Below are 16,137 nucleotides of genomic sequence, written 5' to 3' on the forward strand. Positions count from 1 at the left end.
CGGGGTTTCCTACCGCGGGCCGGTAGAAATGTAGGGGCTCACCTGTGGCAACGGGATAGCTTGCAACAAGCGGTTAAGAATGGTCTCGACCGAGACCCCGTCGGCAAGCGCATCGTAGGAGAGCACCAGCCGATGCCTGAGAACATCTGCTGCAACGTCGATGACGTCCTGCGGGATGACGAAGTCGCGGCCACGCACCAGCGCTAAAGCCCGTGCCGCCGCGATCATTCCCAGAGTGGCGCGCGGAGATGCGCCGTAGGAGAGCCAGCCGGCGACATCTTCCATGCCGTGTTCGGCGGGTGTCCTGGTCGCGAACACCACGCGCACCACGTAGTCGACCAGGGAATGGTGGACGAAGACATTTGACGCGACGTCCTGCAACCTCGCCAATTCAGAGATGGGCAACACTTCGTGTGCCACGGGCGCACTTACGCCCATGCGGTACACAATCTCGCGCTCCTCCTCAGGAGCCGGATAGTCGACGAGCAGTTTGAACAGGAACCGATCACGCTGCGCCTCCGGAAGCGGGTAAACACCTTCGTTTTCGATCGGGTTTTGGGTTGCCAACACGAGGAACGGGTTGGGCATCTTGTAGCTCACCCCACCGATGGAAACCTGACGCTCCGCCATCACTTCCAGCAGCGCGGACTGCACCTTTGCAGGTGCACGGTTGATCTCATCAGTCAGGACGAAGTTGGCATACACCGGTCCGAGTTCAGTGTCGAACTCCTCCTTGCCCGCCCGGTAAATCCTTGTGCCCAGCAGGTCGGAGGGCACAAGATCTGGGGTAAATTGGATCCGCGAAAAGGTGCCGCCCACCACCCTGGCAAACGACTCGACTGCCAACGTTTTGGCTACCCCCGGAACACCTTCGATCAAAAGGTGCCCCTTTGCCAGCAGGCCCACCAGGATTCGCTCCACCAGTCGATCCTGGCCAACGATCACTCTTTTGACCTCGAAGATCGTTCGCTCCAAGAGTGCGGCGTCAGCGCTCGGCGATGCGAGCGCCGCTCCTTGACCGTGCGGAACCGGCTGCGGGTACCCACTCGTGGTGTTCTGCGGCGCCCCAAAACCATTCATTGCATCTGCCGACACCGGCTGGTCCCCTCGTTCTGCGTGCTGTCTCACTCGACCTCTTTCGTGACCCACGCTACGTGAAAAGCCGACATTGCGACTCCAGCTCCCGATCCTGCCCGAAACCGGTTGGTCAGCTTGTGCCGCGGCACCAACGATCCAGATCGCCGGGCGTGTCGATATCCATTGTCTCGCTGGCAGAAAGCTGCAGCCTGAGAACCCCTGGCAGGTCTAGCACTGACCGCAGCGGGCGTCCGGTCACGTCTCCTGCCGCTTCGCACGCCTCACGGAGCGAGTGAAGTCTCCAGACGCCCAACAGCCATTGGGGGCGCAGATCATCATCGAGGCCTATGACACCTGGGGCCGCGAGGTCGGATTGCAGCGCCCAATCGAGGGCCATCAGGGTTTCCGGGACAATTCCTGGAAGGTCGCTCGCAAGCAGCGCGACCGTATGTGGCGCAACACCTGCCACGTCCAGCGCGGCAAGGCCTGCCGCAAGCGCCGCCGCAGGGCCACCTCCGGCTGGGCTCTCGCGGGCAAAAATGACAGCCCTAGACAGCTTTCGTTCTCTGCCGACCACCACTACCGGTACGTCACCCACCACCGCAATCACTGTCTCAAGCAAGGTGCTGCCGCCGACCACCAACCCCGGTTTATCCAGGCCGGCCATCCGGGAAGCCGCTCCCCCAGCCAACACCACCGCCGCGCCGATCATGATGGCAGGCTCCTGTGCACGTGGTCAGGACCCCGGGCGGCTGGCGCCGATATAACCATTCCATCGCATCGGTGAAATCTTCACGTACGACCCCGATTGCGGGGCCTCCACAATCTGGTTGTTCCCCATGTAAATGGCGACGTGATGGATAGTGCTCGGGTCAGAGGTGTTGTTGGCATAGAACACCAGATCACCGGGCTGCAGATTGGACTTGGAGATCCGCGAACCAGAATTGAACTGGTACCCGGAGTAGTGCGGCAAACTGATTCCCACCTGGGCCCAGGCGTATAAAGCCAGGCCAGAACAGTCAAATCCAACGCTCTTGTAATCCCCATAGCTATCCGCCGTGCCGCCATCCCTGATTCCAAGTGACGGACCATTGGAGGTTCCGCCGCCCCAGGAATAGCGGGTTCCGAGCCACTTGAGTGCAGCGTTCACCACCGTTTGACCGGAATTGCCATTGGAGCTAGCAATCGGCGCGGAGACAGCTTTCCCCTCGCATGCGACACCGTTGTTATTGGGGTCCAACTCAGCGCGGTATCCGGATTCACCCCTTTTAATCGGGCCACGTCCGGCCGCACGTGCAGCGTCACAAGTGACGTAGTACTCCTCCACTGGGGCCGTGGGCGTAGAAACCACTCCCACGCCTTCACATGCGACGCCGTTGCCATTGGGGTCCAGTTCGGCGCGATACCCAGATTCGCCCTTGTTAATCGGGCCTCGCCCAGCGGCGCGAGCGTCGTTGCAGGTGTCGTAGAACGGCTCGGCGGCTGCTGCTGCCGCAGCAGCTGCGGCCGCCTGGTCGGCCAACGCCTGAGCGTCGCGTGCGGCCTGCTGGTCTGCAGCGGCCTTTGCGGCGGCTTGCGCGATTGCCTGCGCCTGCGCCTGAGCCTGGGCTTGCGCTTGCGCTTCGGCCGCTGCTTGCGCCTGAGCTTGGGCCGCTGCCGCGGCTGCCGCCGCTGCCGCCGCGGCTTCGGCAGCCGCTTGTGCCGCAGCTGCTTGCGCGGCTTCGGCTGCAGCCTGTTGCTCTGCCGCGAGCCGAGCGGCTTCTGCTGCTGCTGCCTTCTCCGCTTCGATACGGAGGCGTTCCTCTTCGGCGGCCTTGAGCACTAGCCAATCGTTGTATTTGGTCCGCTGATCCTTCAGCGAGGAGACGGTATTAGCCGCAGCCTGGAATGAGATCTGTTGTTGATTGAGCTGAGTTTGCAGTGACTCAAGCTCGGAAGCACCTACCGCGAAGGCGTTTGCTGCGTCGAGTTGAGCTTGATCAGCAGTCACTTTGGCGTTGTCCGCAGCGGTCTGCGCCGTCTGCGCGTTGAGCAGAGCCTGCCGCGCGGCTGCGTCCAAGTTGGCCTTGTTCACCCGTGCTGCATCGAGGTTCCCAATCACGTCCAGCTGGGACTTAGAGATAGCTCCTAGCAGCTGCTGACGTTGGAGCACTTCGTCTGCGCTGCCAGAGGTGAGAAGTGCTGAGATCGAACCGAGTTGCGATCCCTGCCGAAAGGATGCGGCAGCGAATGAGTCAGCCTTCGCCTGCGCCGCATCGATATCTTTTTGCGAATCAGTAGCTTGCGCAGCCGCCGCCTTGGCGTCTGTGACAGCTCGCTGGGCGTCAGCGACCGCGAGGTCCAGATCGATCGCCGCCTTATGAGCAAGCTCTGCTTTGAGCTCCATATCGTTTTTCAAGCGGTCGATGTTTCCCTGCGTCACCACCACCAAACCCGAAAGCCGACCTACCTCTGTAGAAGCTTCGGCAGCGTCGCTTTGGCTCTGCGTGATCTCGTCATCCGAGGGGTTGACGGGGGGCGGGGGCAATGCGCTCGCCGGAGTGACAAACCCGAGCAGCATAGCTGCGGTCAAGGCTAGGGCGAGTGACTTGCTCAGTAGGTGGATGGACTTCGATGGGGAGCGGTCCGTGGACAGACCCGGCGACAGGACAACCCCGCTCCGACGACCTGGTAATCCCACAGATGCTCCTCCCCTGAGCCTGTTCCCGGGCGCAGATGGCTTTACGACTTCCGATACGTGCTTGTCAAGACGACACTCTCAGCACCACCATGCCACTTTGTCACCCCTATGCGCCAGCCGTCCCTGCAAACTCACCCGTACCAGTGTTCACATTTCGAGCGTTTCGGTGTCTTGGCGAAAACTGGGGGGTCTCGCTCACACACAGCAACCACGGATCTCAGAAAATGAGGCTCGATTCATCAGTTCGGCAGCAACGAACCTGCTAATTTGCGCTCGATATGCGAGACACTTGCAAGGTGAAAGGTCCCGAAGCTCCTATCCAGGTCGTCTCCAAGCGACACAGCGGCCGAATATTCACGTCACTGTGGATTTCAGGACTGCTGATGGTCGCGGGCGGTACGTTCGCGCCGTGGGCCTACTCAGGTCAGATCGCCAAAAGCAGCTACTACATCACTGGGGCCGTCCAGCGATACCTGGACCTGCCACAGTGGGTCGAAACGCTGCTCCATAGCTGGTCGTTCGTCGGGCCCGCCTGTGTTGCAGTAGTACTGATCCGCTTTCTGGGGATGCGACGCGCGGCCGCGGTCGCAACCCTGTGCCTGATCTTGTTTGTGCTCGTAGTGAGCATCGGCTTCTTCGTCGCCACAGCGGGTTTGGACACCGCCTATGTTTCTGCCAGCGCAGTGGGACCCACCCTCACGGTTGTTGGGGGGCTGGTAGCGGCAGCTGGAGCGGCTGCGCATACCGTGTCCGCGCGGGACCGCCAAAAACCTCTCACGCAATTTGCAACCCCCTGAACTTCCCCCGCGTCTTCCGGTACACACCTTCTATTCACCGTTCTACGTTTAGAAAGAGAGCGGGATCGGTACCAAGCTAGAGTCTGATCAGGTTTCACCATTGATCAGACTCCTGCGGAAAACTAAGTATGCGGATCACAGCAGCCTTCCGGCGGCCCCCATCATCGGAATTATCAGGCACCCGAGTACTGAGTCACCCGGTTCATCAGTCACCCGAATCATCCAAAAATGAAATCAAACAACCAGCTTCGGCGGTTGAGGGGAGCACGAATATGAGCGAAAGCCCAGGGCAACAGCAGCCACATTTCGGAATACCCGAAAATCACGGTCAGGATGGACCGCCGCCCGGTGGGGCGAACCACGGTCCCAACGATGCGCAAGGCCCGCACAGCCAGTCCGCAGGTCCCCAGAACGGCGAGCAGCAGTATGGCCAGCCCGGGCAGCAACAGCAAGGCCAACAGCAATACGGGCAACAGCAATACGGCCAGCCCGGGCAACAGCAGTACGGCCAGCCCGGCCAGCAGCAGTACGGCCAGCCCGGCCAGCAGCAGTACGGCCAGCCCGGCCAGCAGCAGTACGGCCAGCCCGGCCAGCAGCAGTACGGCCAGCCCGGCCAGCAGCAATACGGCCAGCAGCAATACGGCCAGCCCGGCCAGCAGCAATACGGGCAACAGCAATACGGCCAGCCCGGCCAGCAGCAGTACGGGCAACAGCAATACGGCCAGCCCGGGCAACAGCAGTACGGCCAACCGGGGCCGCCCAGCTCCGCTCAGCAGAGTCGGAAGGGCTCCAAGGGACCGCTGATCACAGCTGTTGCGGTGGTGATTGCGTTAATTGCCGGGGTGGGTGTGTGGTTCTTTGCTTTCCGTGAGACCAAGCCGGCGGGGCAGGCAAGTCCGCAAGCCGCGGCAGCAGCACTGTTTGCTGACGTCAGTAATGGCGACTTGGTGGGGTTGGCTGACACCTTCGATCCGGTCGAATCCTCCCTCGTCACCGATTTTGCGGGAGACGTCACCAAACATCTGCAGCGAATCGGGCTGCTCACAGATGAGGCGACGATTAACAACTCCACCGGCGTTGGCATCTCCATCAAAGGCGTCACCTACGACGAGTCGGCCGCAGAGAACCCCCTGCCAAACCTGAGCATCGTGAAGGTGACCGGCGGTACTGTCACCATCGATCCACCTGCGGGCAATAATTCTGCAGCCCAGACAGATAAATTCCGGGCATTGCTGGCAGCGCTCGAAAAAGCCAATTTGTCTTCCGACTTTCAACCCGCAGTGCAGACAGAGCCCACCGTCATCGACATCGCGAAGGTTATCCGTGAAGAAAATAACGGTAAGCCACTCAGAATCTCGACGGTCCAACGGGACGGCGAGTGGTACCCGAGCCTGTTTTACACGCTCGCGGACTACGCCGCCCAGCAGGCAGGGAAGACGCTCACCCCTGCCGATTCAATCCCAGCCGTCGGTGCAGCTTCCCCGGGGGCTGCGATGGACACGCTGATCAAGGCCAGTCTCGCCGACGATCCAGAATCAGTGATCAAAATTCTGGATCCCCGCGAAATGGGTGTCGTCCACGATTACGGTCGGATGCTTGTTGACGGTATCGGTAGAACTGACGTTCCGCAGGCACAGGTCACGGCATCCTGGACTCTGGACGAGGTCACCGGCGGAACCAAGGTGTCCCTCGGCACTTTAGAAATCACCTTCGATGGCACGACCGCGAAAATTGTTCGGGATGTCGCTGCGGGTTCGGTGACGGTGTCGGCCAACGGCGAGGCTCAGACCTTCGACAGCACCGCCGTCGCGTCATTATTGGGGTCCAAAGACCTTTCCGAAATTCATCCGAATTTGCCGGCAATGGTCGCCAGGATGATCAAGGCCGCTCTGGGCTTGGGCGTCATCGCCACCAAGGTTGATGGTTCTTGGTACATCGCGCCGGCCCGCACATTCCTGGGCACCGTCCCACAGCTGATGAGCGGCATGGAGGAATCTGATATCGACATGTTCCTTGATTTACTGAAGCAGAACTAGTTCTTTTCAGGTGTTGGCCCTGTCGCGGATACTCTGCGCGACAGGGCCGTTTTCTTCTGCTCCTGTTGGTGTACATCGGTCCGGCCTGTCCCTTGATCGCATAGCAGGACAAGCGTACGGTTAGACGTGCGATCGCTTTCGGGGTTGCCGCTGGTCGCTACGGCCTCGGTGATAGGAAGCCGGTCGCCGAACATCGCCGGGGCTGCCGCGCCGGTGTTGAACCCCCGGTCACGTCCCGTCGGTAACCGCCCACCGCTGGGATCCGCCGCAGCTCAAGGAGAGACAACCGTGCCAGCAGCACCCAACAGCTTTCATTCCAAGGACACCCTCACCGTTGCCAGCGAAGCCGGTGAAAAGACATACGAGTACTACAAGATCGCTGGCGTTCCAGGTCTGGAGAATGCCGCAAAACTGCCTTACTCGCTGAAGGTCCTGCTGGAGAATCTGCTGCGTACGGAAGACGGGGCGAACATCACCGCGGATCACATCCGTGCCCTGGCCAATTGGGATCCCAACGCCGAGCCCGATACTGAGATTCAGTTCACCCCTGCCCGCGTGATCATGCAGGACTTCACCGGTGTGCCGTGCGTGGTCGACCTGGCCACCATGCGCGAAGCCATGGCCGACCTTGGCGGCGACCCCCACCGCATCAACCCGTTGGCCCCCGCCGAAATGGTCATTGACCACTCGGTCATTGCCGACGTCTTCGGCAGCCCAGATGCTTTCGAGCGCAACGTCGCTCTCGAGTACGAGCGCAACCGTGAGCGCTACCAATTCCTGCGTTGGGGCCAGAGCGCCTTCGACGAGTTCAAGGTCGTCCCGCCAGGAACCGGCATCGTGCATCAGGTCAACATTGAGCACTTGGCCCGAACGGTGATGGTGCGCAACGGCTTTGCCTATCCGGACACATTGGTCGGAACCGACTCGCACACCACGATGGTCAACGGGCTCGGCGTCCTGGGCTGGGGTGTCGGCGGCATCGAAGCAGAGGCAGCCATGCTCGGTCAACCGGTATCGATGTTGATCCCCCGTGTAGTGGGATTCAAACTGCTGGGCTCTCTTCCGGATGGCACCACTGCCACCGACCTCGTATTGACTATCACCGAGATGCTCCGGAAGCACGGCGTTGTCGGGAAGTTTGTCGAGTTCTACGGCGAAGGCGTCAGCGCAGTGCCGCTGGCAAACCGCGCCACCATCGGCAATATGAGTCCCGAGTTCGGCTCCACCGCCGCGATGTTCCCCATCGATGCCGAGACCATCAGCTACATGCGCCTCACTGGGCGCCCCGAGGAGCAACTCGCACTCATCGAGGCCTACGCGAAAGCTCAAACACTTTGGCACGACGCCAGTGTCGAGCCAGTCTTTTCTGAGTACCTTGAACTCGATATGTCGACCGTGGTTCCTTCCATCGCGGGCCCCAAGCGCCCGCAGGACCGCGTGATCCTGGCCGACTCCGTTGCATCGTTTCGCACCGCGCTGCAGGCCTACGTCAGCAAGGACGATTTGGACGCGGTGGACGAGTCCCTTCTGGAAACGTTCCCAGCCTCGGATCCGCCCTCTCATGAGGAATCACACGTCACTGCGTCATCCACGAAAGCGGGCGGCACACCCGGCAGCACCGGCTCCGGTCGCCGAATTTCCAAGCCGACGTCGGTGACCATGGATGGCCAGACCTTCGACATGGACCACGGTCACGTTGCCATCGCGGCCATCACCTCCTGCACCAACACCTCGAACCCGCAGGTGATGATCGGGGCGGCACTTTTGGCCAAGAAGGCCGTTGAACGGGGGCTCACGCGCAAGCCGTGGGTGAAGACCACGCTGTCCCCGGGCTCGCAGGTTGTCATGGACTACTACGAGCGCGCGGGCCTCATGCCGTACATGGAGAAACTGGGCTTCAGCCTCGCTGGCTTCGGCTGCATGACGTGTATCGGCAACTCTGGACCCCTTCGCGACGAAATTTCGACCGCCATCAACGAGGCCGACCTGGCCGCCGTCTCCGTTCTGTCCGGTAACCGAAACTTCGAGGGCCGCATCAACCCGGACATCAAAATGAACTACTTGGCATCCCCGCCTTTGGTCGTCGCCTATGCGATCGCGGGCAGCATGGACATGGATATCACTCGTGACGCGCTCGGTACTGATCAAAATGGCGTCGAGGTCTTTTTGAAGGACATCTGGCCATCGCCGCAGGAGGTCGAGGCAGTGATGGCCTCAGCGATCAACCAGGAGATGTTCATTCGTGGGTACGCTGACGTTTTTGCTGGTGATGCACGGTGGAAGTCGCTGCCCACCCCCACTGGAAAAACCTTCGAATGGGATACGGATTCCACCTACGTTCGCAAACCCCCGTACTTCGATGGGATGTCAGCTACCCCATCTCCTGTCACGGACATCAGCGGTGCGAGGGTCCTAGCCAAGCTGGGCGATTCGGTCACGACCGACCACATCTCCCCCGCCGGCAACATTAAGGCGGGAACGCCCGCAGCGCAGTACCTCACCGAGCACGGCGTAACTCGGAAGGACTTCAACTCCTATGGCTCACGCCGCGGTAACCACGAAGTCATGATCCGTGGCACATTCGCCAACATTCGGTTGCGTAACCAGCTCCTGGATAACGTCGAAGGTGGTTACACCCGCAACTTTCTCGCTGGTGGCGAGCAGACCTTCATCTACGACGCTTCTGCCGCCTACCAAGCAGCCGGTATTCCGTTGGTGATTCTGGCTGGCGCTGAGTATGGCTCCGGCTCCTCGCGCGACTGGGCAGCCAAGGGCACGGCGCTACTGGGCGTCAAGGCCGTCATCGCCGTCTCGTACGAGCGGATTCACCGTTCCAACTTGATCGGCATGGGCGTCATCCCATTGCAGTTCCCGTCGGGGCAATCCGCGGATTCCCTGGGTTTGACGGGAACGGAGACATTCGAGTTCACCGGAATCACGGCGCTGAACGAGAGTCGTATCCCGAAGACCGTCACTGTCACAGCAACCTCGGAGGATGGCACCGTCGTGTCATTCAACGCCATGGTCCGCATTGACACACCGGGCGAGGCCGACTATTACCGCAACGGCGGCATCATGCAGTACGTGCTGCGCAATCTGCTGGCTGACGCCGGCAACTGATAGAACTCCATGCCCCGGGTTAGCCAAGATCATCTCGACGCTCGTCGGTGGCAGATCCTAGGTGGTGCCCGTGCCGCGTTCGCGCGGCACGGGTACGAGGGTGCCACCGTCCGGGTTCTCGAGGAGGAAATCGGGCTTTCCCGGGGGGCGATTTTTCACCACTTCGCTGATAAAGCAGCTCTTTTCATGGCGTTGGCGGTGGAAGACGCCGAAAATATGGCTGACACCGTTGCGGCCCAGGGACTTGTTCAGGTGATGCGTGATTTGGTTGCAGCCCCCAACGCCGGGTGGCTAGGCACCCAGCTTGAAATATCTCGCCGCTTGCGGACGGACGAAAGCTTCAGAGCCGCGTGGGAAATACGATCTGAAGCCATCAGGTCAGCCACGCGGGCTCGGCTATCTCGACAGCGCGACAGTGGGATTTTGCGCCGCGACGTAGATATCGATGTGCTCACCGACTACCTGCAGCTGGTTCTCAACGGTTTGGTCTCGCATCTGGCCTCTGGTCAACCCACAGCCGCTCTGACGCCGGTTCTGGACATGATTGAAGCATCCGTCCGAATCCAGCCGGCTCATCTTTGCGCCTTCAACGCTTGAGCCGCAGGATTATTGTCGTCTCAGCGCCCGCAGGTGCGTGTCGTTGGTAGCGAACCATAGCTTGGCTCTCCCCGTGTTGACGCAGGAGACGATGATGACGGATACCAGGACGCTGCCGCCAATCCCCCGGTTCGCCGAGTCAGTCAGGCCCAGTTGAATCCAGGAGAACAGCAGCAAGACGATGGGCATTACCGTGACTAGTGTTTGGCTCTTGCGTGCGAGCGCTTGCAGGCTGCCATAAAACAGCAATCCCATTCCCACCACCGACAATGCGAAGATCGCTGAACTTAATGTCTGCTTCTCGCTCGCAGGATCGATGTAGCCATAGTCTTCGCCGAAGAGAGCCAGAACATTGACACTCACCCCGATAAACAGCCACAACCATACGAGGACCACAGCAACAATCACTGATCTTGGCCGCACCTCTGTCGGAGATTCTCCCCAAAAATTAGCCTGATCCTGCCCGTGCGGAGCATCAAACAGTCCCATCAGGCCATTATAGACACGTTTAGCCCATCAGTGGTCGCCTTGGTAAACCCGAATGGATCAGCGGTGCATCTCGGCTAGTCGGATTCAGTCTGTTTGTTCAATTCTCGCAGCAGCGGAACCTGTTCTGATCTTTCGCGCAAACGCTGATCGGAGGAGGTGAGCGAGGCAGCGGTGGAAATCAACCTTGTGACTGCGCGCAGCGCTTCCGCTGGCCTGCTGAGTAGTTCCTGGGCGAGAGCGTTGACCGCATCGCTCAGGTCTGCGGTGTCAACCACGGTGTTGACCAGACCTATCTCCCAGGCTTCCTTCGCGCCAACGGCCCTGCCTGTGGCGCACAGTTCTAACGCCCGCCGCGCCCCGACAGCCTGGGTTAAACGAGAGGTGCCCCCGAGATCTGGAACCATCCCCCACGTGATTTCTCGCATAGCGAACTGGCTGTCCGTTGCGGCAATGACAAGATCGCAGGCGAGCGCCAGCTGAAACCCCGCTCCAATGGCGTGGCCATGAACTGCAGCAATGGAAACGAACTGTGTATCCGCCAGCCAGCTAAATCCTTTCTGGTAGGAACGGATTCGCTCTAGCGCCTGTGTGTCGGTTTCACCTGCAATCAGCTCTAGGATGCCCGGCATCGCCTCGCGGTCGAGTCCGGCCGAAAACGAACGCCCGACACCCTTCACGATCACGACCCGCACCGTATCGTCGAGATTTTCACCGATCCATGCAAGCGCTTCCCAGGTTTTGTCGGTCTGAGCATTCAATTGAGCTGGGCGGTGAAGCGTTACTGTCGCGATGCCCGCTTCGACATCCAGCCCTACGTGGCCTTCCTCCAGCAACAGGTCGACAGCCGCCAGATCTGCAACGTCGGACAACGGACCGTCCACATAGATCTGAGCCAAGTGCGCAGCGAACCGCGGTTCCTCCGCGGCGTGCGCCAGGTCGATGATGACTTCGGCATCGTTGGCCGCAGTCGCCAGCTCTCCCTGCGTCGACGCGCGTTTACCTGGCTTCTTCTTCGAACCGCGGTCGGTTTTGTCAACAACGTTCTTGGATTTTTTGCTCACGGCCTCACTCTACGAGCAGCCCCGACACCGAGAACGGGTAGGCGGCTCTAGGCGAGTTCGACAAGCTCCAGATATTCGTCAGACCAGTGGTCCTCGGTACCGTCCGGCAGCAGGATGACGCGCTCGGGCTCGAGCGCCGCGACGGCTCCAGCATCGTGTGTCACCAGAACGACGGCTCCGGAATAGCTGTGGAGTGCGTCTAGTACCTGCTGCCGGCTTGCGGGGTCCAAGTTATTCGTGGGCTCGTCAAGCAGCAGCACGTTGGCAGCTGAGGAGACCAGCCCTGCGAGTGCGAGCCTTGTCTTCTCGCCACCGGAGAGTGTGCCAGCTTTTTGTTCGAGCTGTTCGCCCTTGAACAAGAAGGTGCCCAACAGGTTTCGTAGCTCTTGCGCCCCGGCATCCGGGGCCGCGTGCCGGATATTTTCCCAGACAGATGCATCGGGATCCAGTGTCTCGTGCTCCTGTGCGTAATAACCGAGTTTGAGTCCGAAGCCCGCTTCGATCTTGCCGGTATCCGGCTTCTCCCGCCCGCCCATCACCTTCAACAGCGTGGTCTTGCCCGCGCCGTTGAATCCGAGAACCACTACCCGGCTGCCCTTGTCGATCGCTAGGTCGACGCCCGCGAAGATTTCCAAGGACCCATAGGCCTTGGAGAGATTACTGGCGGCCAGCGGTGTTCGGCCACAGGGCGCTGGCTCTGGAAAGCGAATCTTGGCGACCTTATCGGCAACGCGAATTTCGTCGAGGCCAGCGAGCAGTTTCTCTGCGCGCTTGGCCATGTTCTGTGCAGCAACGGCTTTCGTTGCTTTGGCCCCCATTTTGGCAGCCTGGGTGAACAACACGGAGGCTTTCTTCTCCGCGTTGGCGCGCTCACGACGACGGCGCTGCTCGTCGGCGCTGCGTGCGTCGAGGTAACGCTGCCACGTCATGTTGTAGATATCGAGTTCGCCGCGGACAGCGTCAAGGAACCAGACGCGGTTGACAACCGCCGCCAGCAACTCGACATCGTGGGAAATAATCACCAGTCCGCCGTTGAAACTCTTGAGAAAGTCCCGGAGCCAGACAATGGAGTCGTGGTCGAGGTGGTTGGTGGGCTCGTCCAACAGCAACATGGTGCCGTCACCGGCATCTGCCGCCGCGAAGAGGATACGGGAGAGCTCCACGCGGCGACGCTGGCCGCCAGAAAGTTCGTGCATGGGCTGGTTCAGAATCCGCTCGGGCAGGCCGAGGTTAGAGCTGATCCGAGCCGCTTCAGATTCTGCGGCGTATCCGCCGAGATTGGAGAACCGCTCCTCAATCGATCCGTAGCGGTTGATGGCGGCATCGCGGGCCGGGCCGTCCACCAACTCAGCCATCTCGATGTGCACCTTAGCCAGGTCTGCAGCGAGAACATCCAGGCCGCGTGCAGACAGGATCCGATCGCGGGCAGAGATGTTGAGATCGCCCTCGCGGGGGTCCTGCGGCAAGTAGCCCAGCGGGGAGGTCACGTCGACTTTGCCGGAATAGGGCTTTCCCTCACCTGCGAGCACCCGCAAGGTGGTGGTCTTGCCGGCGCCGTTACGCCCCACAAAGGCGATGCGGTCGCCTGTTTGGACTCGGACGGAGGTGTCGGCGAGCAGGATCCGCGAGGCGGCCCGCAGTTCAAGGCCGGTTGCGGTAATCACGGATGTTGATTCTACCGGCCAGAACACGCCTGCCGGACCCTTTACCGGGGCAGATTGGTCACAAATGGTTGGTCAGGACATCAGAGGCTGGCGCAGTGCCCGCGGCCCTGATCACAGCGACTCACTTCCCGAAACCAGCTCGTTTCAGCGCATCTGCCAGTGCGCCGCCAGGAGCAGGAGGAGCAGCCGGGGCGGTGCCACGTGGAATCTGCCCTGCCCGGACTTCAGGCTTAGCTCCGCCGCGGGCGCCAGCGTTCCGCCCAGCCCCTCCCCTGCCCTCGCGCCCGGCTCCCTTGCCGGCGCCTGGCTCGTCGGTCAGCCGCAACGTTAACGCGATCCGCTTTCGTTCCGGGTCGATTTCCATCACCTTCACGCGGACCACCTGTCCCGACTTCACCACTTCGCGGGGGTCACTCACGAACTTTTCGCTCAGCGCGGAAACATGCGCGAGACCATCCTGGTGGACGCCGATGTCAATGAAGGCTCCGAACGCGGCGACGTTGGTAACGACACCCTCCAGCACCATCCCGGGGCGCAAGTCGCTAATTTTTTCCACACCTTCGGCAAATGTCGCCGTCGTGAACTCGGGCCGCGGATCTCGGCCGGGCTTTTCAAGTTCTGCGAGAATATCGGTGATCGTTGGCACACCAAAGGTGTCGTCGACAAACTGCTCGGGGCGCAAGGTGTGCAGCAGCGCGACATTCCCAATGAGCGTCTCGAGCTGCTGCCCGGTCGCCCGCAGGATCTTCCGCACTACGGGGTAAGCCTCCGGGTGCACACTCGATCTGTCGAGCACGTCCTGACCACCGGAGATGCGCAGAAAGCCCGCGCATTGCTCATATGCCTTGGCTCCCAACCGCGGGACGTCTTTGAGCGCCTTGCGAGAGGCGAAGGGGCCGTTGCTGTCTCGGTGACTCACAATGTTCTCGGCCAAGGTCGTCGTGATACCGGAAACCCTGGTCAGGAGCGGAACGGAGGCGGTGTTCACGTCCACACCGACCGCGTTCACGCAGTCCTCCACCACGTTATTGAGCGAGCGCGCCAAAATTCCTTCGGAGATATCGTGCTGGTACTGACCCACCCCAATGGATTTCGGGTCGATTTTCACCAATTCGGCCAGCGGATCTTGGAGCCGGCGCGCGATCGATACCGCGCCGCGAATGGAGACGTCGAGATCCGGTAGTTCTGCCGACGCGTAGGCCGAGGCCGAGTACACAGAGGCACCCGCTTCCGAGACCACGATCTTCGACAGTTGCCTGTTCGCTGCTACCAGTTCGGCCGCCAGCTTGTCGGTCTCGCGCGAGGCTGTGCCATTGCCGATGGCAATAAGTTCAATGTGGTGTGTGGTGATCAGCTTCTGCAGGGTGGCCTTTGACTGCTCCCATTTGTTGTGTGGCTGATGGGGATAGATGGTGTCAATCGCCACCACTTTGCCGGTGCCATCCACGACCGCGACCTTGGTGCCGGTGCGCAGGCCTGGATCAAGACCCAGCGTGGTGCGGCCGCCCGCGGGCGCGGCCAGCAGAAGGTCGCGCAGGTTCTCGGCAAACACGGTAGCGGCTGACGCTTCTGCAGCCTGCCGAAGTCGCATCCGCAGGTCCACACCGAGGGAAACGAGGAATTTTGTTCGCCACGCCCATCGGACGGTCTCTCGCAACCAGGCATCTCCCGGACGGCCCTGATCTGAAATCTTGAATCGCGCAGCGATTCGCCGTTCGTACTCGTTCGGCGAGGTGTCCAGCGGATCCCGATCGGCTGCTTCCGGACTCAGAGTGAGAGACAGTATGTCCTCATTTTCACCGCGCAGCATTGCCAGCGCACGGTGCGAAGGGACCTTCTGAAGTGCCTCGGCGAAATCGAAGTAGTCGGCAAATTTGGCGCCGTCAGTTTCCTTGCCACTCCGGACGGCTGAAACCATACGTCCCTGGCGCCACATCTTTTCGCGTAGCTCGCCTACCAAATCGGCGTCCTCGCCAAACTGTTCTACGAGAATTGCCCTAGCGCCCCCTAGCGCCAGAGCAACATCATCTATCCCCTTCTCCACATCGACAAAGGAGCGAGCCGTCTGCTGCGGATCCTGTTCGGGGCTGCCAAGCAGTTGATCCGCCAGCGGCTGAAGGCCCGCTTCTCGAGCGATCTGCGCCTTGGTCCTTCGCTTGGGCTTATACGGCAGGTAGATGTCCTCGAGACGCGCTTTCGTGTCGGCCGTAGCAATCCGCAACGCCACAGCGTCATCGAGCTTTCCTTGGCCGCGAATCGATTCGACGATCGCGCCCCTGCGGTCCTCGAGTTCTCGAAGGTAGTGAAGCCTGTCCTCCAGCGTGCGCAGAGCAGTATCGTCCAGCGTTCCGGTGACCTCCTTGCGATACCGGGCAACGAATGGCACCGTCGCGCCGCCGTCAAGCAGCTCGACCGCAGCCTGCACCTGCCAGGGTGCTACACCCAATTCTTCGGCAATCTTGCCGACGATGACGTTCTGCAGGCCTGGCGCTTTTTCGGACAAGGTTTTTTTCCACTTCCTGTGGTATCTCCAACGGGGCTGCTTTTGATTCACACGCACGGTGGCGGTGCGCCGGACGCCCCTGCATTCTGCCTTGCCGACAGGCGGGGAACCGA

General features: G+C 60.9%; 12 protein-coding genes. 4 read left to right on the forward strand and 8 right to left on the reverse strand.

The genetic code is table 11. From position 1 onward, the window contains the following. Window positions 1–9: 9 nt before the first annotated feature. The 3 genes from EH165_RS07700 to EH165_RS07710 form a co-directional block, all read right to left on the reverse strand. Complete coding sequence (locus EH165_RS07700; protein ID WP_124800386.1) at window positions 10–1,080, reverse strand: AAA family ATPase; 1,071 nt, start codon at window positions 1,078–1,080, stop codon at window positions 10–12. A gap of 127 nt (window positions 1,081–1,207) precedes the next feature. Continuing rightward, a complete protein-coding gene (locus EH165_RS07705) occupies window positions 1,208–1,789 on the reverse strand; it encodes an NTP transferase domain-containing protein (protein ID WP_124798954.1) in 582 nt (193 codons plus the stop codon). A gap of 24 nt (window positions 1,790–1,813) precedes the next feature. Beyond that, window positions 1,814–3,757 carry an NlpC/P60 family protein gene (locus EH165_RS07710; RefSeq protein ID WP_124798955.1) on the reverse strand — a complete coding sequence of 648 codons (1,944 nt, stop codon included), beginning with the start codon at window positions 3,755–3,757 and terminating at the stop codon, window positions 1,814–1,816. Between the two features lie 296 nt (window positions 3,758–4,053). Here EH165_RS07710 and EH165_RS07715 point away from each other — a divergent pair, with 296 nt between their 5' ends. Next, window positions 4,054–4,554, forward strand: a complete 501-nt coding sequence (locus EH165_RS07715) for a hypothetical protein (RefSeq protein ID WP_124798956.1) — start codon at window positions 4,054–4,056, stop codon at window positions 4,552–4,554. Between the two features lie 218 nt (window positions 4,555–4,772). Here EH165_RS07715 and EH165_RS07720 read toward each other — a convergent pair whose 3' ends face one another. Continuing rightward, window positions 4,773–5,303, reverse strand: coding sequence for a hypothetical protein (locus EH165_RS07720; RefSeq protein WP_124798957.1), 531 nt, complete (start codon window positions 5,301–5,303; stop codon window positions 4,773–4,775). Between the two features lie 69 nt (window positions 5,304–5,372). Between EH165_RS07720 and EH165_RS07725 the strand changes: the two genes are divergently transcribed. From EH165_RS07725 to EH165_RS07735, 3 genes are all read left to right on the forward strand, one after another. Beyond that, complete coding sequence (locus tag EH165_RS07725; protein ID WP_124798958.1) at window positions 5,373–6,590, forward strand: SRPBCC family protein; 1,218 nt, start codon at window positions 5,373–5,375, stop codon at window positions 6,588–6,590. Window positions 6,591–6,878: 288 nt separating this feature from the next. After that, window positions 6,879–9,710 (forward strand): aconitate hydratase AcnA, encoded by a 2,832-nt coding sequence (gene acnA / locus EH165_RS07730; RefSeq protein WP_124798959.1) that lies wholly within the window; start codon window positions 6,879–6,881, stop codon window positions 9,708–9,710. Between the two features lie 9 nt (window positions 9,711–9,719). Continuing rightward, window positions 9,720–10,307, forward strand: a complete 588-nt coding sequence (locus EH165_RS07735; RefSeq protein ID WP_124798960.1) for a TetR/AcrR family transcriptional regulator — start codon at window positions 9,720–9,722, stop codon at window positions 10,305–10,307. Window positions 10,308–10,316: 9 nt separating this feature from the next. On the opposite strand, the gene EH165_RS07740 is transcribed toward EH165_RS07735, so the two are convergent. The 4 genes from EH165_RS07740 to EH165_RS07755 form a co-directional block, all read right to left on the reverse strand. After that, entirely contained in the window at window positions 10,317–10,796 is a 480-nt protein-coding gene (locus EH165_RS07740) for a hypothetical protein (protein ID WP_124798961.1), read from the reverse strand. A gap of 74 nt (window positions 10,797–10,870) precedes the next feature. Beyond that, window positions 10,871–11,857 (reverse strand): enoyl-CoA hydratase/isomerase family protein, encoded by a 987-nt coding sequence (locus tag EH165_RS07745; RefSeq protein WP_239020475.1) that lies wholly within the window; start codon window positions 11,855–11,857, stop codon window positions 10,871–10,873. A 47-nt stretch (window positions 11,858–11,904) separates the two neighbouring features. Further along, window positions 11,905–13,521 (reverse strand): ABC-F family ATP-binding cassette domain-containing protein, encoded by a 1,617-nt coding sequence (locus EH165_RS07750; protein WP_124798962.1) that lies wholly within the window; start codon window positions 13,519–13,521, stop codon window positions 11,905–11,907. Between the two features lie 121 nt (window positions 13,522–13,642). Continuing rightward, complete coding sequence (locus EH165_RS07755) at window positions 13,643–16,024, reverse strand: Tex family protein (protein ID WP_206425857.1); 2,382 nt, start codon at window positions 16,022–16,024, stop codon at window positions 13,643–13,645. Window positions 16,025–16,137 lie beyond the last annotated feature (113 nt).

Origin of the sequence: Nakamurella antarctica (genome assembly GCF_003860405.1) — a bacterium.
Lineage (GTDB): Bacteria > Actinomycetota > Actinomycetes > Mycobacteriales > Nakamurellaceae > Nakamurella > Nakamurella antarctica.

Coding starts and splice junctions, on each gene's coding strand:
- EH165_RS07700 (WP_124800386.1), bottom strand. CDS start 1,080: ATGAATGGTTTTGGGGCGCCGCAGAACACCACGAGTGGGTACCCGCAG.
- EH165_RS07705 (WP_124798954.1), bottom strand. CDS start 1,789: ATGATCGGCGCGGCGGTGGTGTTGGCTGGGGGAGCGGCTTCCCGGATG.
- EH165_RS07735 (WP_124798960.1), top strand. CDS start 9,720: ATGCCCCGGGTTAGCCAAGATCATCTCGACGCTCGTCGGTGGCAGATC.
- EH165_RS07740 (WP_124798961.1), bottom strand. CDS start 10,796: ATGGGACTGTTTGATGCTCCGCACGGGCAGGATCAGGCTAATTTTTGG.